This is a genomic window from Microcoleus sp. Pol12A5 (assembly GCF_036701435.1).
Classification (GTDB): domain Bacteria; phylum Cyanobacteriota; class Cyanobacteriia; order Cyanobacteriales; family Microcoleaceae; genus Microcoleus.
The window spans coordinates 59,468-81,327 of the sequence record NZ_JAUBQU010000013.1; the positions used below are offsets into that span (position 1 = coordinate 59,468).

Genomic DNA, 21,860 nt, shown 5'->3' on the forward strand with positions numbered 1-21,860 from the left:
AGCTTAGCTTGGTTAGGGACACGGCACGGCGCCGTGTGCTTAATGATGGTCGATCACGATCGCCCGCCCTTGTTAAAACTTAAAATAGTGTGCAGAATAACGGACTTGTACCTAAAGACAGAGGAAAATATCGCTACCCCAACATAAAGGCTTTGTCTATGCAGCCAATTCGCACATTTAACGTTTCCCCTTCGCTACCGACAATTCTCGAACCCCTGCGCAAGCTTGCCTACAACTTGCACTGGGATTGGAATGTGGATACTAAAGACCTGTTCCGCCGCCTCGATCGAGACCTGTGGGACTCCAGCAACCAAAACCCGGTGCTGATGCTCGGAACCATATCTCAAGAGCGACTGCAAGAAATGGCAGAAGACGAAGGCTTCATTGCCCAAATGAACCGAGCAGCCCAGCAGTTAGACGATTATCTCAAAAATCGCGCCTGGTACCGCAAACAGCGCGGCACCGAGCAGCAAGAATGCTACGCTTACTTTTCGATGGAATTCGGCTTAGTTAAAGCCCTACCGATCTATTCGGGCGGTTTGGGCGTACTCGCAGGCGACCACCTCAAATCAGCTAGCGATTTGGGCTTGCCCTTAGTCGGTGTCGGCTTGCTATACCAAGAAGGTTATTTTTCGCAGTATCTCAACGCCGACGGCTGGCAGCAAGAACGCTATCCGCTCAACGATTTCTACAATATGCCGCTGCACCCAGAACGCAATCCCGACGGTTCGGAATTGCGGATTGAGGTGGACTATCCCGGCCGCAAGGTGTATGCCCGGATTTGGCGGGTACAAGTGGGAACGGTTCCTTTGTACCTAATGGATACAAATATTGAACCTAACAGCCGCTACGACCAAGATATTACCGACCAACTGTACGGCGGTGATAAAACTCTGCGGATGCACCAAGAAATCATGCTGGGCATCGGCGGCGTGAAAATGCTCAAGGCATTGGGGCTGACAGTTACGGCTTATCACATGAATGAAGGCCACGCGGCTTTCATGGCTTTGGAACGCATTCGGATGCTGATGGAGGAATATCACCTGAGTTTCGTGGAAGCGGAACAGGTGGTGGTTTCGAGCAGTATGTTTACGACTCACACGCCGGTGCCTGCAGGGTTTGACTTGTTCGAGCCGGATATGGTGATGCACTATCTAGGTCAGTATCCCAAGATGTTTGGCTTGTCGCAAGATGAGTTTTTAGGATTGGGGCGGGAGAATACTGGCGATTTGTCCGCACCTCTGAATATGGCAATTTTGGCAATTAAAATGTCGAGTTTTGTCAACGGGGTGGCGGCTTTGCACGGCGTGGTGTCGCGCCCGATGTTTCAGGGTTTGTGGCCGGGTTTGCCGCAGGAAGAAGTACCGATTACTTCGATTACCAACGGGGTGCACGCTCGCAGTTGTGTGGCGAAGTCTACTCAGGAGTTGTACGATCGATACCTCGGCCCGGATTGGGAAATGACTCGCAAGGACGATCGACTCTGGGACAGAATGTCGTCGATTCCTGATGAGGAACTATGGCGCAATCACGAACGCTGTCGATCGGAGTTGGTGGTGTTCGCGCGGGAGTGGCTGGAAAAGACTTTGCGCGAGCGCGGTGCGGCCCAAACGGAAATCGAACACGCGCGGGAGGCACTCAATCCGAAGGTGCTGACGATCGGGTTTGCGCGCCGCTTCGCTACTTACAAGCGGGCGACGCTATTTTTGCGCGATGTCGATCGAATTATGCGGATCATGCGGGATCAAAATCGCCCCGTGCAGTTTGTGATTGCTGGGAAGGCTCACCCGATGGATATTCCGGGTAAGGAATTGATTCGAGATATCGTTCACTTCATCCGCGAGCACGAGACGATGAGCTCGATGGTGTTTTTACCGAACTACGACATTAACGTCGCTCGGATGATGGTGTCTGGCTGCGATGTGTGGCTGAATACGCCGCGCCGCCCGCGTGAGGCTTCGGGTACTTCCGGGATGAAAGCTTCGATGAATGGTTTGCCGAATCTGAGCATTCTTGACGGATGGTGGGATGAGGCTGATTATGTTCGTACCGGTTGGCCGATCGGACATGGGGAATTTTACGAAGATACTAAGTATCAGGATGAAGTCGAGGCGAATGCTTTGTACGACTTGATGGAAAAGGAAGTTGTACCCCTATTTTACAACCGGGATGCTGATGGAATTCCCCGCGGTTGGACGGCGAAAATGAAGGATTCTATTCGCTTGAACTGTCCTTTCTTCAATACTGCTCGGATGGTGAAGGATTACGCGCGGCGGGCTTATTTCCCGGTGAGCGATCGATTCTTCACGATGACTTCGGATAATTGCGCTCCCGCCAAGGAATTGTCTCACTGGAAGAAGCACGTTCTCGCGAAGTGGAAGGATATTAAGATTGAGGCTGTTGATATTTCCCAGGATAAAGAAGTTAAGGTCAATGAGTCGATCTCTGTTAAATCTCGGATTAATCTGATGGGATTGACGCCTGCGGACGTGCAAGTCGAACTTTATCAAGGTTCGGTTGATGCTAACGGAGATATTGTCGGCGGCGTGCCGGTGGTGATGGAGTATTTGGGAGAAGATGCTAACAATGCTAGCCTTTATACGGCTGACATTACTTATACTTCTAGTGGTTTGCAAGGTTTGTCGTTGCGGGTTTTGCCGAAGCACGATAATCTCAGCAGTCCTTATGAAGCTGGCGTGATTCTCTGGGCACATTAAAGGAAGGAAGAAGGAAGAGGGAACAAGGGCATGACACGGATTCGGACACGGATACAGGGATGAATTTAACTTTGTTTCCCAATTCTCCCCCTCTCCCCCTCTCCCTCTCGCTGTCTCCCCCTCTCTCTCGAACTCTTTATGGAAGTTGGGGAATGATTATGTAGCCGGCTGTGAAATGATCGCCCAATACCAAATTCCGCTCTATTCCCTAATACCACCAGTGAGCGCGTATATAAGCATACAGCAAGGCATCTAGCTGCTCTTCTAAGGCTTTGAGGGTGGCAACACTGGTGGGGATTGCGGGGACGTTTGAACCACAGATGAATGCTAATTCTTATGCGGAATATTTGCGAAATTCAGGCTTGGTTCGAGGATTTATAAATATCTACAATATACTGGCAGAATTTCATCAATTAGAGTTGACATTCTGCCAGTTTTCCTTTTTTGTGGCGTTGCTGAATACAGGTATAAATTCAAGATTTCGGAATTTTTATAAGCCCAGTCGGGTGAGTTTTGTAACTTCCGATAAAAGTTGATTCATACCGTGAATCAGCCAAGCCCAGAATCTATATCCATCAATATGAAATCCGCCGAACAAAATAGTGGTTCCACAATAGTCACACTTTTTCATACTGCGATTTCCTAAAATTGAAGGGAGTCTTGAGACACCTCTAGTTTACGTTATTTACCTACACCCGCTGGCTGCTGACGGTTTCGCACTTCCAGAAAAATCAACAAAGCATTAACATCAGCCGGATTTACCCCACCAATTCTGGCAGCTTGGCCAATCGTCAGCGGTTTCACCTTAGCCAACTTTTCCCGCGATTCTTTGGAGAGAGTTGTAATTGCCATGTAATCCAAATCTGCAGGCAATTGTCGGCGTTCATGTTTGGCAATGTCATCGATTTGATTTTGCTGTCTTTGCAGGTAGCCAGAATATTTGATGTCAATTTCTGCACCATCTTTCTCAGCCAACTTCAGACTAGAATTGCCTAAATTGTAGCGTTCCAAATCCACATAATGAAAACCAGGACGACGCAACAAATCAGCCAGAGTAATTGAACCTTTAATCGCTTGTTGAGTGTCAGCAAAAATTGCCTTGCCTACTTCCTCGTGCTCTTTCACCCGCGTCGAGTACAAGCGTTCCTTCTCTGCCACAATATTAGCTTGTTTGCGATCGAACAACTCCCAGCGCCGATCGTCAATCAAACCAATTTCCCGTCCCAGTGGCGTCAAGCGTTGGTCAGCATTGTCCGATCGCAATAATAGCCGATATTCCGATCGCGAAGTCAACATCCGGTAAGGTTCCCGCAAATCCTTCGTACACAAATCATCGATCAAAGTCCCGATATAACTTTGCTCGCGAGGAAACACAATCATCTCCTGATTTTTCGCAAACCGGGCTGCATTAATACCCGCCACAATCCCCTGTGCCGCCGCCTCCTCATATCCGGTTGTACCGTTCACCTGACCCGCGCAAAACAGCCCTTCGATCTTCTTAGTCATCAGCGTTGGAAAGCACTGAGTTGCCGGCAAATAATCATACTCCACAGCATAAGCAGGGCGCATCATCTCGCACTTTTCCAAACCCGGAAGAGTCCGCAGCATTTGCAATTGCAAATTTTCCGGTAAACCAGTAGAAAATCCTTGGATATAAAGTTCAGGAATATCTCTACCTTCCGGTTCAATAAAAATCTGGTGACTTTCCTTATCCGCAAACCGCACAATCTTATCTTCAATACTCGGACAGTAGCGCGGCCCCTTCGCATCAACCCAGCCGCCGTAGACTGGAGAAAGGTGCAAATTGTCTCTAATTAACTGATGAGTAGCTGGCGTAGTTCGAGTTAAATAACAAGGCATTTGTTCCCGTTCGATCCAAACTTCTGGATCGAAACTAAACCAGCGAACCTCTGCATCTCCCGGCTGCGGTTCCAGGTTGGTATAATCGAGAGTACGCTTGTCAACTCTTGCCGGAGTTCCTGTTTTTAACCTGCCAGTTTCAAAGCCCAAACGATTGAGAGTTTCCGTCAAGCCAACAGCGGCAAATTCTCCCGCACGTCCGGCGGGCATCGACTTATTGCCCACCCAAATTGTGCCACCTAAAAAAGTGCCTGTGGTCAGAATTACTGCTTTGCATTCAAAGGCGACGCCGAAGTATGTTTCTACTCCGATAACTTCTTCGTTTTTGCCCAAAACTAAGTCTGTTACCATCGCTTCGCGGATGGTCAAATTCGGTTGATTTTCGACAATATTATTCATCACAGCGGCGTATTTCCGCTTGTCGGTTTGTGCTCGCAGGGCCCACACTGCGGGGCCTCTAGAAGCGTTGAGGACGCGCTTTTGTAAGTAGGTGCGATCGGCCATTTTGCCAATTTCCCCGCCTAACGCATCAACTTCGTTAGTAAGTTGGGTTTTAGCCGGGCCTCCCACAGCCGGATTGCAAGGTTGCCACGCAATTTTGTCGAGGTTGAGGGTGAGGAGAAGGGTGCGACAGCCGAGGCGAGAAGTGGCGAGGGCGGCTTCGCAGCCGGAGTGTCCGCCACCTACTACGATGATGTCGAAACTGTCTTGGAATTCTACTGGTGTTTGTGCGGTCATTCGATTTTAGATTTTAGATTTTAGATTTTAGATTTTAGATTTTAGATTGAATAAGAGACATCTGGCCAAATTAGGTTTTAGTTTCCTTAATTAAAACTCTTCCTCTCCATTAGTGTAGCTGTTTTCTTCAAACATCGATGTTAATCCAGTAATTTTTACGGGTGGCCGATCTTTGAATTCTACGACAAATGACAACTCCCCACCCATTGCCGCGATATAACTTTGCAAAGTAGATACCAACAAATCCGCACGGCGTTCGAGTCGCGAGACATTTTCTTGACGCATATTTAATAATTCTGCCATGCGAATCTGAGTAAATTTCCTTGCTTTTCGTAAGTCTTGCAATGTCATTTCTTCAGCCATTAATTCAACCGATCGCTTTTCGACTATTGCTCGTTGTTCGGGAGGCAAATTCTCCATAATAGTCTTCAGGCTAATTGTCATCTGTTTCTAGCTCCATTAATTTATTCAAATAACCGGTAAATCTACTATCTGCTATCTTAATTTGAGTAAATTATGCCTTACATAGCATATTATAGGCAATAGTCGATCGAATAACAATATTTATATGTACCCTTCGCGCCTTCGCAGTTCAATAATTCCGTACTATTGCTGTTTTGCGCTATGTTAGACAAAAAAATCTCAACAAGCGTACACAAGTGAAATACTTCTTCTTATCCGACGGCTGGAAAGTTGGGCGCGTCTGGGGGGTAGGTGGCGAGTGGAGTCACGCCGCCTGGAGGAGGCCGCCGGACATCCAACAGCTCAACCTCTGTCTTTCCGATCGCAACGAAAAAATGTGGCTCTACCGCGTAGAAGACGCCGTACTCATGGTAGAAGTCCAACCAGCAGTCCGTCCCGATCCTGCCGATCCCGCCAAAAATATCGGCAACGTCACCCTCACCAGACTGATCGATGCCGAGCAAGTCCTCGAACGCCTCGGGACGATCGCCGCCCGCTGCGAAATGGGCAACCCGCAACTAATGTAATGCTCAACATATTGCAATCGGTTCTAACACTCGATACACTTCTTTAAATAACTTTCATTTTTATGCCTCCACCTTTGAAGGTAGATGGCAGTCGGCAAAAGGCAGAGTTTAAACCCTGCAGGTAACTGCTGGGGATTCAGAATCTGATTTTTCCGTAAAAATAGACATCATCACTTACACCTTGGAGAACCGCAGTCAATGGGACTACCCTGGTATCGCGTACACACAGTCGTCTTAAATGACCCAGGCCGATTGATTTCTGTACACTTAATGCACACTGCCCTCGTGGCAGGTTGGGCCGGCTCAATGGCCCTTTATGAACTAGCAGTTTTTGATCCCACAGACCCAGTTCTGAATCCAATGTGGCGTCAAGGGATGTTCGTGTTGCCCTTCATGACTCGCTTGGGAGTTACGGGCTCTTGGGGCGGTTGGAGCATCACCGGCGAAGGTAACGTCGATCCGGGCTTCTGGTCCTTTGAAGGCGTCGCCGTCGCTCACATCGTCCTCTCGGGCCTGCTGTTCTTAGCAGCAGTTTGGCACTGGGTATTTTGGGACTTAGAACTTTTCAGAGACCCTCGCACCGGTGAACCAGCCCTCGACTTGCCAAAAATGTTTGGCATTCACCTGTTCCTCTCCGGCTTGCTTTGCTTCGGCTTCGGCGCATTTCACCTTTCGGGACTTTTTGGGCCGGGAATGTGGGTGTCCGACCCCTACGGCCTGACCGGTCACGTCCAGCCAGTGGCGCCTGCTTGGGGTCCTGAAGGCTTCGATCCGTTCAATCCGGGCGGCATCGTAGCTCACCACATTGCAGCGGGCGTAGTCGGCGTAATTGCCGGTTTGTTCCACTTGACAGTGCGGCCGCCGGAACGTCTTTACAAAGCCCTGCGGATGGGGAATATCGAAACTGTACTTTCTAGCAGTATCGCTGCCGTATTCTTCGCAGCCTTTGTGGTTGCAGGTACGATGTGGTACGGTTCTGCTGCTACTCCGATCGAACTTTTTGGCCCGACTCGCTATCAGTGGGACAGCGGCTATTTCCAACAAGAAATCGATCGCAGAGCTCAAGCTAGCTTGGCCGGTGGCGCTAGCTTCCAAGAAGCTTACGAACAAATTCCCGAAAAATTGGCTTTCTACGACTACGTGGGCAACTCTCCTGCTAAAGGCGGTTTGTTCCGGGCCGGCGCGATGGTCAATGGCGACGGTATTGCTAAATCTTGGCTGGGCCATCCAGTATTTACTGACAGCGAAGGTCGGGTATTGTCGGTTCGCCGCCTTCCCAACTTCTTTGAAACTTTCCCAGTGATTTTGACGGACAAAGATGGGGTCGTTCGCGCTGATATCCCCTTCCGCCGTGCTGAATCAAAATACAGCTTTGAACAAAGCGGAGTTACCGTCAGCTTCTACGGCGGCGAACTTAACGGTCAAACCTTTAATAATCCTCTAGATGTTAAGCAGTTTGCTCGCGCTGCTCAAAAAGGTGAAGTGTTTGAATTCGATCGCGAAACCTTGAATTCTGACGGCGTTTTCCGCACTTCGACTCGCGGTTGGTTCACCTTCGGACACGTTTGCTTTGCTTTGCTGTTCTTCTTCGGCCATATCTGGCACGGTTCTCGGACAATCTTCCGCGACGTGTTTGCTGGGGTTGAGGCTGACATGGAAGAACAAGTCGAGTGGGGCTTGTTCCAAAAACTGGGCGACGTAACCACCAGAAGAGAAGAACCTCTCTAAATTTCGCTAGCCTCTGGCTAGAGGGGAAACTTCCCCGCTACACAAAAACCCGGTTTCTTGAAGAAACCGGGTTTTTTTAGTTAATAATAAAACCAGCAATTAAGATAAAATAATACGGCAAGGGAAGATAGGGAAAATTTAACATGGAAAGCGTTGCTTACATTTTGATTCTGGCTTTAGCCATAGGCGTACTATTTTTTGCGATCGCCTTTCGGGAACCTCCCCGAATTGGCAAATAATTAGCTATACGCCTCCAGCAAGTCCAAAATATCTTGAACCGGACTGCGGTTAGCCCGCATCATAGTGATCTAATTTGGTGCGGGACTATTTCACCGCTGTGTGCTAAGTGATTTTTCTAGTCCAGCCATTCATCAGACCCCAGGCGGTTAGATGAATGGCAATTTGCTGGCAATGCCTGTTAAAATCAGCAATCATGCGCTGTTCCTCCTGCCAACACACAAATAGCCGGGTTTTAGAATCGCGTTCAGCCGAATCAGGTCAAAGCATCCGTCGGCGGCGTGAGTGTTTGAGCTGCCAGCACCGCTTCACAACATACGAACGCATAGAATTTGTACCGATTACGGTGATCAAGCGCGACGGCAAGCGCGAATCTTTTGACCGGTCAAAATTAGTCAGGGGATTGATTCGGGCCTGCGAAAAAACAGGTTTGTCTTCCGGGCATCTCGAAACCCTAGCCGAAGAAATCGAGGCCCAACTCCAAGGTCGATCGCTCCGAGAAATCGCCAGTTCAGAAATAGGGGAACTTGTGTTGTTGCACCTGCGACCGCTCAGCGAAGTCGCTTATGTCCGTTTTGCCTCCGTATATCGGCAATTTCGAGGCATCCGAGATTTTGTAGATACCCTAAATCACCTTCAGAATCCCCTCAACGAAGCTGAAGATGCAGCAACTGGGACAAATTTTGACGCAGATTTGCCGGATTTGGAAGCAGTCGATCGAGAAAGCCCAGCATCCTGCGCTAGTCCCAGCTAAGCTCGCTTAAATTAATTTTAAACCCGTATGCGTGTAAGTTATAATAGTCTACTTGACTCGGAATGTTAAGATTCAACGTTTTAACACAGAGTATGGAGTAACAGTAATGGCAAGCGCTGGTGTGCAGTTGCACCCGGCAAAAGTTAGCAAAAACTGACTTTAGTAAAAGATTTTGAAAAAAGTTAACCGCTTTTTGACCAAAATCTCTAATATCTGCCGGCACAAACGAAAAACATGAAGGAGAGAAATCCTAGGAAACTATTCGCATGGTCAATCTCAAAACCACAGTCAAAGACATCGGCTTTACTCACGAAGATTTTGCAGCCCTACTTGATAAATATGACTATCACTTTAGCCCGGGCGATGTAGTAGCGGGTACAGTTTTTAGTATAGAACCCAGGGGCGCTCTGATTGATATCGGTGCTAAAACAGCAGCGTACATTCCCATTCAGGAAATGTCGATCAATCGAGTCGAAAGCCCAGAAGAGGTATTGCAATCAAACGAAACCAGAGAATTTTTCATTCTAACCGATGAAAATGAAGACGGACAATTAACCCTGTCCATTCGGCGCATCGAGTATATGCGGGCGTGGGAAAGAGTGCGACAACTGCAAGCAGAAGATGCCACAGTACGATCGCAAGTATTTGCCACCAACCGCGGCGGCGCACTCGTGAGAATAGAAGGCTTGCGAGGCTTTATTCCCGGTTCTCATATAAGTACCCGCAAACCGAAGGAAGAATTAGTCGCCGAAGAATTACCATTAAAATTCTTAGAGGTAGACGAAGACCGCAACCGCCTAGTGTTGAGTCATCGTCGCGCCTTAGTTGAGCGCAAGATGAACCGCCTCGAAGTCGGGGAAGTCGTCATCGGTACAGTACGCGGTATCAAGCCTTACGGTGCCTTTATCGACATCGGCGGCGTCAGCGGCTTGCTGCACATCTCGGAAATTTCACACGATCACATCGATACGCCTCATAGCGTCTTCAATGTTAACGACGAAGTGAAAGTGATGATCATTGACTTGGATGCCGAGAGGGGCCGGATTTCTCTCTCCACCAAGCAGTTGGAACCGGAACCGGGCGCGATGGTCAAAAATCGCGAATTGGTGTACGAAAAAGCTGAGGAAATGGCAGCTAAGTTCCGGGAGAAAATGCTGGCTCAAAAGCAAGCTAAAGCAGGCATAGACATTCCTGTAGACTCCATTGATGCTGATGATATCTCCGACGAACTCGAAGACGTACCGTCAGCAATGGAAGAGGATCTGCCGGAAGCAGCACCCGAAGCAGCACCCGAAGCAGTATTAGATGTAGAGGAAGAAATCCCTCCTGCGACTGAAGAATAACCTCACAGTTAGTGTAATTAAAAGAGGGAATTTTCCCTCTTTTTTTTTTAGTTATATAGATCTGTGACTGTTGACTGTTGACTGTTGACTGTGAGGCAAAAAAATGAAAATTGCGCGAATTATTTGTTGGCATCGGGATTCGACACGCCAGACTGCGGAAGCGCGGATTTGATATCATTCCGGCGCAGCGCGAATCGATATTAGTCATTAGTCGCTGCCGGGTGGTTGACAATTCCCAATTCTGCATTTTCCATTCCCAATTGCCAATTCCCCATTCTTAATTACCGAGATTTAACTTATTTCTGTAGACCAATGCAGCGATCGCACTTTGAATTATTACACGTTGCAGCTCGCTCTGCCTAAATAGGCATAGCCTTTATGCTGCTAATTTGTTAAGATTTACAAACATCAGGGACATCCGCACAAGTGCAAACTCATCAGAATTCTCAGGCAAGAACAAACCCGACGAGCAAATCACACATCATAATCCTTATAAATTTCTTGCCCTAACGCTCAGAGGCAAGCCGATAATGAACATCGAACTATTAAAAGAAAAATTAGAACAGCTTAAAAAACGTCCTAATTCTAGCAAAGGAACGATCGACCAAATCGAAAAATGGTTAATCGGTTCCCACATTTTGCAGAGATTGCGGATTAACCCTTACTACGTCGCAGGGGATACAGTCAAGAATATTAAAAGAATTACTTCGGAATTTCTGCACGGAGTGAAAGCTGGTGCCTTCGACTTGCACTGGGATATTCACTGCCCCCACTGCAACATGATTACAGAAGAATTTAAGGATTTGGCAGACACATCAGAAATGTCTTTTTGCCCGATGTGCGAGCGCGAGTTTAAAATTGATTTGCTCGATCGCGTCGAAGTTACTTTTTCCCTGAACAAAGAAATCGAAGACCCGCAACTGCGGCCCGTCTGCGCTCCCCCTCCCGTACTCCTGAGCAAACTGCAACTGGTAACGCCTTTATACTGCACCGAATCCGAGACTGTCACCTTAGAAGAAGGTCGATACCGCTACTGCTGTCCCTTGACTTTAGCTAAAGGGATTTTAAAGGTTGAAGGCGAAAAAACAGAAGAGATACAAGAAATTAAACTCCAGCAGTTGGCCGGCCCAGATTTCGATAAAAAAGACCTGGCCGTGCGTCCGGGAAAACTCAAGATAGAATTAACTAATAGCGAACACAATTTGTCGGGGCTAATTTTGCATTCAGATGAATTGCCCGATGAATTGACATTAGAACAACTGCCCCTGCGGCTGTCAGGAATGCAACTGCTTCATCACCCGGATTATAAGCGTTTGTTCGGCGATCGAGTAATCTCGGAAAGAGAGCGAGTCAAGATTCGGGCGATTACTATTATGTTTACTGATATTACCGGTTCTACCAGAATGTACGAAACACTGGGAGATACCAAAGCTTACAATATTGTGCGCGATCATTTTGAAATTTTCTTTGAGTCGATCGAGAAATTTAACGGTAAAGTCATTAAAACCATCGGCGATGCCGTCATGGCTTCCTTTATCAGCAACGAACAAGCAATTATGGCTGCCGCTGGTGCTGTAGCGTGTTTGAGAGAGTATAACTCCACTCGCCAAGCACAAGAGTGGATTCAAGTCAGGATTGGCATTCACCGAGGTACGGCTTTGCTGGTAAATCTTAATAATTCGATCGACTATTTTGGCTCGACAGTCAACAAAGCCGCCCGCATTCAAAATCTTTCTAAAAGTGACGAAGTTTCGTTTTCCGAAGATGTTTACAGCGACGAAGCATTTTTAACAGCATTAAAAGCTGCTGGAGTCTCCGAAATTCAAAAAAGAGTAGAAGATTTAAAAGGAATACAAGGCGCACAAATCGCTTATACTGCTAGAATTAATACCGAATCAGTAATCGCACTTTCTTCTACACTGGTTGCTGACAGAAGCTAAGTAGGCAAGCAAATATACTACTTGGTTATTGCCAGCCTCTTGTTGCGATCGCCCCAACAGCATATAGAAGTGTTCGATAGCGCTCAGCTCATGGCTCCCACAGTGTAGCTCATCCTTAATGGAGCTTCATAATGCCCATCACTTAAGTACGCTTTGATAAAAATAGCCCGAATTACTCAGCATTAGGCTGGCGCGGTATCTATTCTACTAAATAACTGAAGTCGAGGACTTCCCATCATGACTTCTCCTCAACAATCTCCAGAAAATACACCCGAATCGATCGCACCAGTCGCCATCGACAGCGAACAATTAGCCGAAACCGATGCACCCTTTCCTATTGTTGGGATTGCTGCCTCAGCAGGAGGTTTGGCAGCATTCACGGGGTTACTGAGCCATTTACCCATCGATACGGGTATGGCGTTTGTGCTGATTCAGCATTTAGATCCCAATCACAAAAGTTTGCTGAGCGAGATTCTCGCCAGAACGACGCAAATGCCTGTGAATGAGGTAAAAGACGGTGTAGCTGTAGAACCCAATCAAGTCTACGTTATTCCGCCCAATACCAAGATGGTGCTATCTAAAGGCGTGCTGCAACTATCACCGCGCGAGAAGATTTACGGCAAATATCTGCCGGGAGATGCGTTTTTTACCTCATTGGCGATCGATCGCGGGCACAAAGCAATCGCCGTAGTTTTATCCGGGGGAGACGGAGACGGTTCACTCGGGCTCAAGGCAATCAAAGCAGCCGGAGGCATGACTTTTGCTCAATGTCAAGACACAGCAAAATTTGATAGTATGCCGAATACCGCTGTTGCCACAGGCAATGTCGATTTCGTTCTGCCACCGGAAAAAATTGCGGAGGAACTGGCAAACTACAGTCACAATCCCCTTCTCACTGGCTCGCTTCCCATGACAAAAGTTGAGGAATCGCTCGAACAGGGAGATGCCCTGGCAACTATTTTTGCGCTGCTAAAATCGAGCACAGGCGTTGATTTTAGCCACTACAAACCCACCACGATCGCTCGACGCATTCAGCGGCGGATGGTGTTGTACAAGCTGGAAAGCTTGAACGATTACGCCCAACACCTTCGACACAATTCGGCTGAAGTCACAGCCCTGTATGAAGAAATTCTGATCCACGTTACCAATTTCTTCCGCGATCCCGAAGCCTTTGAAAAGTTAAAAGAACTGGTTTTCCCCAGGATTACCCAAAATAAATCGGCCGAAACTCCGATTCGGATTTGGGTGGCGGGATGTTCCACAGGTGAAGAAGTTTATTCGATCGCGATTTGCTTGTTAGAGTTTTTGAGCGATCGAGTCATCCAGCCACCGATCCAGATTTTTGCCACAGACATTAGCGAACAGGCAATTGGCAAAGCGAGGTCTGGCGTCTACTCAGAAAACCAGATGGTAGATGTTTCACCAGAACGGCGTACTGGCTACTTTATTGCCCAAGAAGAAGGTAGCTATAGAATCAGCAAGGCAGTCCGCGAACTCTGTGTATTTGCCCGACAAGACTTAGGCAGCGACCCGCCTTTTTCCAATCTCGATTTAGTTAGCTGTCGCAATGTACTCATCTACTTGGGAGAGTCTTTGCAAAAAAAATTGATGCCCATTTTTCATTACAGTCTTAACCCAAATGGCTTTCTCTTGTTAGGCACTTCTGAAAGCACCGGAAAATTCTCATACTTGTTTACTTCAGTGGATAAAAACTCTAAAATTTATGCTAAAAACTTGACGGCGACTCGTCCGACTTTTTCGTTTACGCCGAGTTCCTATCCCGTAGCTAAAGCACGCGAACGCCAGGGGGTGAAGGAAAATTTGACAAATAGCTTTGATTTACAGCGAGAAACAGACCAACTGATTTTGAATCGCTATCCCCTAGCAGGTGTGGTTGTCAACGAGCTCATGAACATCCTGCAAGTGCGGGGAGACCTCAATCCTTACTTGAGACTGGCATTCGGAACGCCCGACTTAAACTTGCTGACAATGGCCAGGGAAGGCTTGCTGCTTGAGCTTCGCACCGCTATTTATCAGGCACAAACGCAGAACGTCACCGTTAGGAAAGAAGGGGTATCGGTTGTTGAATCGGCCGGACGATCGAGTACCGTCAATTTTGAGGTGATTCCGTTTCAGCCACAGGCCGTCGAAGGACGCTACTTTTTGGTGCTATTTGAACAGGCTTCACCCCCCGTGCTTAACCTCACCGCCCTCCCTTCTGAAAGCTTCGAGCAAGCTGATTTAGTGCGCGAAATTGAGCTGCTGAGGCAGGCACTTGCAAGCGCTTACCAAGACAAAACTGCGGTGCAAGCGCAACTGCAAGCAGTGATCCAGGAACACGAAAATCTCAACCAAGACATCAAAATTGCCAACGAAGAAATCCTATCGAGCAACGAGGAGTTGCAAAGCACCAACGAGGAGTTAGAAACTGCCAAAGAAGAGATTCAAGCTACTAACGAGGAACTGACTACCACTAACGAGGAACTTCGCAGCCGAAATATTGAACAAAACCTGGTCAATAACGATCTGATAAATTTGCTTTCCAGTATCAATATCCCTATCTTAATGCTGACAAACGATTTACAGATTCGACGCTTTACGCCAACGGCACAGCAAATTTTTAGTGTGATTCCCACAGATGTTGGACGACCTTTTAGCGACATCCGCTCAACTCTGAACGTTCCTGACTTGGAACAGATGATTTTGGAGGTGATTGATACTCTGCAGACGAAAGAACAAGAAGTTCAAACTTTATCGGGATATTGGTACAACCTCCGCATTCGTCCTTACCGGACAACGGAAAACCAGATTGACGGTGTGGTGATTGTTTTGCTCGATATTGATGCTCTTAAACGCAGTGCCAGAACCTTGGAGGAGGCCCGAAATTATTCTGAAACCATTGTGGAAACTGTGCGAACGCCCTTAGTCGTCCTAGATGCTGATTTCCGAGTGAATAAAGCAAATCGCTCGTTCTATGAAATGTTTCAGGTTTCACCGTCAGAAACAGCAAAATCTTCGCTGTTTGAGCTAGGCAACGGGCAGTGGAATATCCCCCAATTGCGATGGATTCTGGAAGATATTCTGGTGAGTGATGTTCAGCTTGAAAACTTTGAGTTGGATCACTTGTTTGAGCAGAGCGGGCAGAAAACCATGCTGCTGAATGCTTGTAAACTTGAACGAGAAGACCAAGCTTTAATGATTCTGTTGTCGATCGAGGATATCACCGATCGCAAGCAGTTTGACACCCTACGAGCGGAGTTATTGGAGCACGAACAGTTGGCCCGCCAACAAGCAGAAACAGCCAACCGTGCTAAAGATCAATTTCTCGCGAATCTCTCCCACGAGCTCCGCAATCCCCTGACTCCGATCCTGGGGTGGTTACAAGTTCTGCGTTCTGGCAAGCTTGAGGGAGTAGCCTTTACTAACGCTCTAGAGGTGATCGAGCGCAGCGCGAGGGCACAATCTCAGTTAATCGAAGATATCCTCGATATTTCCCGGATTACGAGTGGCAAGCTTCAACTGTCCATTTGTCTGATCGATCTGCGGTTAGTGGTGCAAGCTGCGCTGGACGGGGTGCAATTATCCGCCGAAGCAAAAAACATTCAAATTGTTTCGGAGTTGATTTCTACGAGTGTTTTAGGGGATATCAATCGCTTGCAGCAAGTTGTGTGGAATCTTCTGTCTAATGCGATTAAGTTCACTCCGGCGGGGGGACGAGTGGAAATCATGCTATCGGCGATCGAGAATCATGCTCAACTTCGAGTCAGCGATACGGGAAAAGGCATTGAGGCACAATTTTTGCCGTATATTTTCGATCGTTTCCATCAAGGCGATGCCAGCAGCACTAAGACCAATCAAGGGCTGGGATTGGGTTTGTCGATCGTGCGTCACCTGGTTGAATTGCACCGGGGAACGGTGCAAGCCGAAAGTCCGGGTGAGGGACAAGGAACTACAATGACTGTGAGATTGCCGTTGCGATCGCTGCCTCAAGAGTTGACATCGGCGATCGATTTAAACTCAACTGATTTGGTAGAGCCTTTAAACACCTCTAGCGATCGCGTCCCCTCTCTAGAAGGCTTGCAGATCTTAGCCGTAGACGATCAGATCGATACCCGCGACTTCTTGCAATTTGTGCTTGAAGGCTACGGGGCGGAGGTTTTGGCAGTTGAATCTGCCAGAAGTGCGATCGCTGCTTTGACTGAAAATCCGGGCAGATATGATTTGCTAATCTCCGATATCGGAATGCCAGAGGAAGATGGGTATTTCTTAATTCGAGAAGTGCGAGCTCTTGCTGCGGAAGCCGGAGGAGAAATCCCCGCCGCGGCGCTGACTGCCTATGCGGGCGATAAAGAACGCGAAAGGGCGATCGAAGCTGGTTTTCAAAGGCATATGGTTAAGCCGATCCAGCCGGTTGTACTAGGATTAATGGTGGCTAATTTAGTAGGACGATTTTAATGGATTGATTGTAGTAACACAACAATTTTGTGTCCTAATTTTGTATAAACACAACAATAATTAGCTCCAGAAAAGCCTGTTTTGAACAGGCAAGATGCCTGTCCCACAATGATTCTTGGAGATGTCTAATGTTGGACATGATTTTGTAGGAACACAACGAGGGCGGGCAATTAAAAATTGCCAAAAATAGCGCCATATGGGAAGATATAAAAAAATATAAAAATTACGGAGTTTAGATTCTTGGTAACTATTAAATGTCGGGGCATTACCTTCTCGAATATCCAAGCCGTAATCTTTGATAAAGACGGCACTCTAGAGGATTCTCAAGAATTTTTGAGATTGTTGGGAATTAAGCGATCGCGCCTCGCAGACGCTCAAATTCCGGGCGTTGGAGAGCCTTTACAAATGGCTTTCGGCATCGAAGGCGGCAGCATTGACCCCACGGGCTTGCTAGCAGTCGGTAGTCGTAGGGAAAATGAGATTGTGGCGGCGGGATACATCGCCGAAACCGGCAGGGGATGGCTGGAATCTTTAACTATTGCGCGCCGCGCTTTTGACGAAGCTGACGAAATGTTTAAAAATAGTGCTGTTTCTCCTTTATTTGTCGGCAGTTTGGAAGTGCTGAAATATCTTTCGGAAGCGGGTTTAAAACTGGGAATTCTTTCGGCGGCTACAACAGAATCGGTGCAAAAATTTGTGAAACACCACGCATTAGCCGAGTGGATTCAGTTAGAAATGGGAGTTGATTCAACGGTTCATAAACCAGATCCGAAATTGTTTTTGCAAGCTTGTGAGAAACTCGGAGTAAATCCCGCCGCAACTTTGATGGTGGGAGATTCAGCGGGCGATATTCAGATGGGTAAAAATGCGGGCGCTGCTGGCTGTATCGGGATTTGTTGGGGAAAGGCCCAGGTTAGTCATTTGGAAAATGCTGATGTGGCGATCGCATCTTTGGATGAAATTAAAATTTTAGCAGATTGAGCAAACATCGCATCAATTCCGGTGCCACCGGAATTGATATCACTTCCTACGGACAACGCAAACCCAGAATTACGACATCTTTTTCAAAGCCGTCAAGTTCGGCAACTTGTGGCAGATATCCCCACCGCTGAAAGCCAAATTTCTCAAACAATCTTACACTCGGCTGATTGTGAGCAAAAATTATGCCTATGAGAGTTTTAAGCTTCAATTCGGGACACCGTACAATTGCCGATTGCAATAAATTTTGTCCGATGCCGCAGCGTTGGCGATCGGGTGCGACGTAGATGCTAACTTCTGCTGTATGCTGATAAGCGGCGCGTCCGTAGAAAAGCTGAAAACTCAGCCAGCCAACAATATTTTGTTCTGATTCCATTACCAAAATCGGCCAGTAATTGGGCGAGTGTTCTCTGTACCAGGGGAGGCGGCTTTCGACTGAGACTGGCTTTAAATCTGCTGTGGCCATTCTTCCCGGTATTGCTGCGTTATATATTTGGACAATTGCTGGCAAATCGCTTTCTTCTGCGTCGCGAATTTTCATCGTTGGGTTGACGGTTAACTGTTGACTGTTGACTAATGACTAATGACTAATGACTAATAACTAATGACTCTTGTACAGTTCCATAATATCGCTGAGGGCCATCCGCGAATTTGCTCCCAAAGTCAGGGGCGATGTGTGTCCTCGCTGCAAGTGTTCTGCAGCGGCACAGCCAATCATTGCTGCGTTGTCTGTACAATATTTTAATGGCGGAAATAATACTCGCAAGTTATGTTTTGCTGCTGCTGCTTGTAAGTGTTTTCGCAGTCCGCTGTTTGCTGCAACTCCCCCACCGACTACAATAGTGGAAAGCCCGAAATTTACGGCACAGTCGATCGCTCTTTTTGTTAAACCCTTGGCTACTGTTTCCTGAAAGCTAGCCGCAATATCATTAATTGTAGAGGCAGGCAAGATGCCTTCAGCACCCACATTGTTATTTTGTTTCTTGAGTTTCTGTACTAATTGCAAAACTGCGGTTTTCAACCCGCTAAAACTGCTGTCGTAAGGATGGTAGCCGCCACCAGGCAAGGAAATTCTGCCTTCTGGTAGAGGGTATGCTTGGGGATTGCCAAGGGCGGCTAATTTGTCAATCAGCGGCCCGCCGGGATATCCTAGCTGCAACAGTCTCGCAACTTTATCAAAAGCTTCGCCGGCGGCGTCGTCTCGCGTGTGTCCTACAGTTTCATAAACGCCGCAATCTTTGACATAAATAAAGCTAGTGTGTCCGCCGGAAACTAACAAACACAAAAACGGTGGCTGCAAGTCTGGTTCGGTAAGGTAAGAAGCGTAGATGTGCCCTTCGAGGTGGTGGACGCCTAAAAAAGGTTTTTGATGGACTATTGCCAAGCTTTTTGCCGCTGTCAGCCCGACCAACAATGCACCTACTAAACCGGGGGCACAAGTCGCTGCAATGCCGTCAATTTCTGACCAACTCAGGTTTGCTTCACCGAGACACTGGGCAATTACCTGATTTAGCATTTCTAGGTGACTCCGCGAAGCCACTTCCGGCACTACTCCGCCAAACTGCTCGTGGATTTTAATTTGTGATGCTACAACATTGCTGCAAACTTGACGATTCTTAACAATTGCTGCTGCTGTTTCGTCACAACTTGTTTCGATTGCGAAAATGGTTGCCATTAACTGGTAATTTTATTTGATAGGTTAGTTATTGCTAGCTTAACTAATTCGGCGCAAGTCCCCTCCTCTACCTGTACTCAGGTTATAGTTAAGGGATTTTTGACCGATCGACAGGTAAGGTCATCATCTGATGCAAGGAAGGAATATCCTCGCGGTATTGCTAGCTCAGCATTGACCTATGAAAACGCTAATCCCTCATTCTATTGGGATTTGCCGCATCAATGATGGATACTTTACACTGTCAACAAACACGGTAATCTGGATTCCAGATCGGCAAGTTGAAATGCTTGTACAAAAACTTATTGTTTTGTAACAAAAGGAAACAATTCCATGCGACGATTGTTTGCTGCAATTTTAGTGTTGAGTGTCTGGATCAGTTTTGCTCCAGTTGCTTCGGCTTACAATTTAGTGCCGTGCAAGGACTCTCCCGAATTCAAGGAACTGGCTAAAAATGCACGTTCTACCAATGGCGACCCGGCATCTGCGAAAGCAAGATTCGATCGCTATTCCCAAGCTATGTGCGGCCCTGAAGGATACCCGCACTTAATCGTAGACGGCAACTTGAGCAAAGCAGGGGACTTTTTGATTCCTAGCATACTGTTCTTGTATATCGCAGGTTGGATTGGTTGGGTGGGCCGTTCTTATCTGCAAGTTACCAAAAAATCAGCAACCCCAGAGGAAAAAGAGATTATTATCGACGTTCCTTTGGCAATCAAATGTATGCTGAGCGGCGTTTTATGGCCTCTGGCAGCTCTCACATCAATCACCAGCGGTGAAATGTTTGCGAAGGACGACGAAATTACTGTTTCCCCCCGCTAAAATTGGGAAATGGAGAAGAGCTAATAGCTAACAGTTAATTAATTAACTGGAAATTAGCAATTAGCCACAGACCGATCGGCAATTACCAACTGTCTCGAATTTTTAGGAGCAGAATTCATGCAATACTTTGTCAAGTTTCTTTCGACAGCACCAGTATTGGCTATCCTTTGGATATCTATTCAAGCTGCGGCTTTAATTGAATTTAACCGCTTTTTCCCCGACCTGCTTTTCCATCCAATGCCTTAAGATTTAAGGCCAATTAGGTTGCAAAACCTAGGAGGTAAAAGTTGAGAGTTTTGATTTTTGAATTATGAGTTACAGGTTAATTTAAAGCTCAAATATCAAAACTCTCAAACCATAGCAGTTCGTGCTAGACAGCTTTATGACTGGGTAAAATCAAAGGATATCAACTATTTAGTTATCAAATTAGTTACCAATGACTAATGATTACTGACTAATGACTAATGACTAATGACTAATATTGTGAATCGATGAAGTCTTATCTCGCCGCAGCAATTCAAATGACTAGCTTGCCTGACCTGCAAAAAAATTTGGTTCAGGCAGAGGAATTAATCGACCTGGCAGTACGTCGGGGTGCCGAGTTAGTTTCCTTACCAGAAAATTTCTCGTTTATGGGAGAAGAGGAGGAAAAGATTGCTTCAGCAGAGGCGATCGGGCTCCTGAGCGAAAAATTCCTCAAAACGATGGCCCAACGGTTCCAGGTAACGATTCTGGGCGGCGGATTTCCGGTGCCGACAGAGGGGGGGAAGGTATACAATACCTCTTTGCTGGTAGACCAAAACGGTACTGAAGTGGCAAGGTACAGAAAAGTACATTTGTTCGATGTGAATGTGCCAGACGGCATTACTTACAGGGAATCGAACACTGTGAAAGCTGGTGAAGATTTGCCGCCTGTTTATGTGTCGCCGGATTTGGGGACGCTGGGACTTTCGGTGTGCTATGACGTGCGGTTCCCGGAAGTGTACAGGCATTTGTCATACAAGGGGGCTGATATTTTGTTTGTGCCCGCGGCGTTTACGGCTTACACTGGCAAGGATCACTGGAAGGTGTTGTTGCAAGCTAGGGCGATCGAGAATACTTGTTATACGATCGCCCCTGCACAAACAGGCCGCCACTACGGTCGCCGTCAAACTCACGGTCACGCGATGATTGTAGACCCTTGGGGTGTGGTTTTGGCGGATGCCGGTGACGAACCTGGTGTGGCGATCGCAGAAATTAATCCCGATAGATTAGAACAAGTCCGCCGCCAGATGCCGTCGCTGCAACACCGGGTTTTTCTGTGAATGAATTTTGAGATTAATTAATCTCAAAATTTCATTCCCCGTTAGCGACAAGACCTGAAAAGTTTTTATTGTCGCGAGGAATTGTGTCGGTTCGTACACAAAAAAACTTAGCTCATGTGGGTGCGATCGACAACAATAAGCGGGTGGGGACGGATTTACGCTGATCGATGAGTGATATTGTCGATCGGAGGTGACTCTCGCCCCCACAGCTTAATATATTGTTTTTTCCCGTAGATGAACAGCTAATAAGTAGGTCGGGCTGAAAAGACTGAAGTATGTAAAGATAGGTAAACGAGGCAACAGTTATAGCTAGGTAATGAGTC

The 21,860-nt window shown here is 47.2% G+C and carries 17 protein-coding genes; 12 read left to right on the top strand and 5 right to left on the bottom strand.

From position 1 onward, the window contains the following. The first annotated feature begins 158 nt into the window (after nucleotides 1–158). The gene (glgP, locus tag QUA45_RS05830; RefSeq protein WP_333095568.1) at nucleotides 159–2,717 is read left to right on the top strand and encodes an alpha-glucan family phosphorylase; all 2,559 of its coding nucleotides are present in this window, start codon (nucleotides 159–161) and stop codon (nucleotides 2,715–2,717) included. Nucleotides 2,718–3,207: 490 nt separating this feature from the next. Here the strand turns inward: glgP and QUA45_RS05835 are convergent, their stop codons facing one another. The 3 genes from QUA45_RS05835 to QUA45_RS05845 all read right to left on the bottom strand — a co-directional run bounded on the left by QUA45_RS05835 (nucleotide 3,208) and on the right by QUA45_RS05845 (nucleotide 5,759). Beyond that, on the bottom strand, nucleotides 3,208–3,348 hold the full coding sequence (locus QUA45_RS05835; RefSeq protein WP_333093808.1) for a hypothetical protein: 141 nt from the start codon (nucleotides 3,346–3,348) through the stop codon (nucleotides 3,208–3,210). 50 nt (nucleotides 3,349–3,398) lie between these two features. Beyond that, nucleotides 3,399–5,315 carry a tRNA uridine-5-carboxymethylaminomethyl(34) synthesis enzyme MnmG gene (gene mnmG, locus QUA45_RS05840; RefSeq protein ID WP_333219913.1) on the bottom strand — a complete coding sequence of 639 codons (1,917 nt, stop codon included), beginning with the start codon at nucleotides 5,313–5,315 and terminating at the stop codon, nucleotides 3,399–3,401. A 90-nt stretch (nucleotides 5,316–5,405) separates the two neighbouring features. Further along, the gene (locus tag QUA45_RS05845; RefSeq protein WP_333095556.1) at nucleotides 5,406–5,759 is read right to left on the bottom strand and encodes a transcriptional regulator; all 354 of its coding nucleotides are present in this window, start codon (nucleotides 5,757–5,759) and stop codon (nucleotides 5,406–5,408) included. Nucleotides 5,760–5,974: 215 nt separating this feature from the next. Here QUA45_RS05845 and QUA45_RS05850 point away from each other — a divergent pair, with 215 nt between their 5' ends. The 8 genes from QUA45_RS05850 to QUA45_RS05885 all read left to right on the top strand — a co-directional run bounded on the left by QUA45_RS05850 (nucleotide 5,975) and on the right by QUA45_RS05885 (nucleotide 17,742). Then, the gene (locus QUA45_RS05850) at nucleotides 5,975–6,304 is read left to right on the top strand and encodes a hypothetical protein (protein WP_333037185.1); all 330 of its coding nucleotides are present in this window, start codon (nucleotides 5,975–5,977) and stop codon (nucleotides 6,302–6,304) included. Between the two features lie 198 nt (nucleotides 6,305–6,502). Then, the gene (gene psbB, locus QUA45_RS05855; RefSeq protein WP_333219915.1) at nucleotides 6,503–8,032 is read left to right on the top strand and encodes a photosystem II chlorophyll-binding protein CP47; all 1,530 of its coding nucleotides are present in this window, start codon (nucleotides 6,503–6,505) and stop codon (nucleotides 8,030–8,032) included. A 143-nt stretch (nucleotides 8,033–8,175) separates the two neighbouring features. Continuing rightward, nucleotides 8,176–8,271: a photosystem II reaction center protein T gene (locus QUA45_RS05860; protein ID WP_006635641.1), complete on the top strand. Its 96-nt coding sequence runs from the start codon at nucleotides 8,176–8,178 to the stop codon at nucleotides 8,269–8,271. 194 nt (nucleotides 8,272–8,465) lie between these two features. Continuing rightward, the gene (gene nrdR, locus QUA45_RS05865; RefSeq protein WP_333095567.1) at nucleotides 8,466–9,023 is read left to right on the top strand and encodes a transcriptional regulator NrdR; all 558 of its coding nucleotides are present in this window, start codon (nucleotides 8,466–8,468) and stop codon (nucleotides 9,021–9,023) included. 266 nt (nucleotides 9,024–9,289) lie between these two features. After that, a complete protein-coding gene (locus tag QUA45_RS05870) occupies nucleotides 9,290–10,366 on the top strand; it encodes a 30S ribosomal protein S1 (protein WP_333067149.1) in 1,077 nt (358 codons plus the stop codon). Between the two features lie 530 nt (nucleotides 10,367–10,896). After that, complete coding sequence (locus tag QUA45_RS05875; protein WP_333095551.1) at nucleotides 10,897–12,306, top strand: adenylate/guanylate cyclase domain-containing protein; 1,410 nt, start codon at nucleotides 10,897–10,899, stop codon at nucleotides 12,304–12,306. 237 nt (nucleotides 12,307–12,543) lie between these two features. Continuing rightward, nucleotides 12,544–16,761, top strand: coding sequence for a chemotaxis protein CheB (locus QUA45_RS05880; protein WP_333219917.1), 4,218 nt, complete (start codon nucleotides 12,544–12,546; stop codon nucleotides 16,759–16,761). A gap of 240 nt (nucleotides 16,762–17,001) precedes the next feature. After that, entirely contained in the window at nucleotides 17,002–17,742 is a 741-nt protein-coding gene (locus tag QUA45_RS05885) for an HAD family hydrolase (protein ID WP_333095548.1), read from the top strand. A gap of 46 nt (nucleotides 17,743–17,788) precedes the next feature. Here the strand turns inward: QUA45_RS05885 and QUA45_RS05890 are convergent, their stop codons facing one another. Next, nucleotides 17,789–18,280, bottom strand: a complete 492-nt coding sequence (locus tag QUA45_RS05890; protein WP_333095545.1) for an N-acetyltransferase family protein — start codon at nucleotides 18,278–18,280, stop codon at nucleotides 17,789–17,791. Between the two features lie 60 nt (nucleotides 18,281–18,340). Further along, complete coding sequence (gene tsaD / locus QUA45_RS05895) at nucleotides 18,341–19,414, bottom strand: tRNA (adenosine(37)-N6)-threonylcarbamoyltransferase complex transferase subunit TsaD (protein ID WP_333095543.1); 1,074 nt, start codon at nucleotides 19,412–19,414, stop codon at nucleotides 18,341–18,343. Nucleotides 19,415–19,744: 330 nt separating this feature from the next. On the opposite strand from tsaD, the gene QUA45_RS05900 reads away from it, so the two are divergent. The 3 genes from QUA45_RS05900 (at nucleotide 19,745) to QUA45_RS05910 (ending at nucleotide 21,537) form a co-directional block, all read left to right on the top strand. Next, nucleotides 19,745–20,233 (top strand): Photosystem I reaction center subunit III, encoded by a 489-nt coding sequence (locus tag QUA45_RS05900; RefSeq protein WP_333037176.1) that lies wholly within the window; start codon nucleotides 19,745–19,747, stop codon nucleotides 20,231–20,233. 117 nt (nucleotides 20,234–20,350) lie between these two features. Beyond that, nucleotides 20,351–20,479, top strand: coding sequence for a photosystem I reaction center subunit IX (psaJ, locus tag QUA45_RS05905; protein ID WP_333037175.1), 129 nt, complete (start codon nucleotides 20,351–20,353; stop codon nucleotides 20,477–20,479). 245 nt (nucleotides 20,480–20,724) lie between these two features. After that, entirely contained in the window at nucleotides 20,725–21,537 is an 813-nt protein-coding gene (locus QUA45_RS05910) for a carbon-nitrogen hydrolase family protein (protein WP_333219919.1), read from the top strand. Nucleotides 21,538–21,860: the final 323 nt, after the last annotated feature.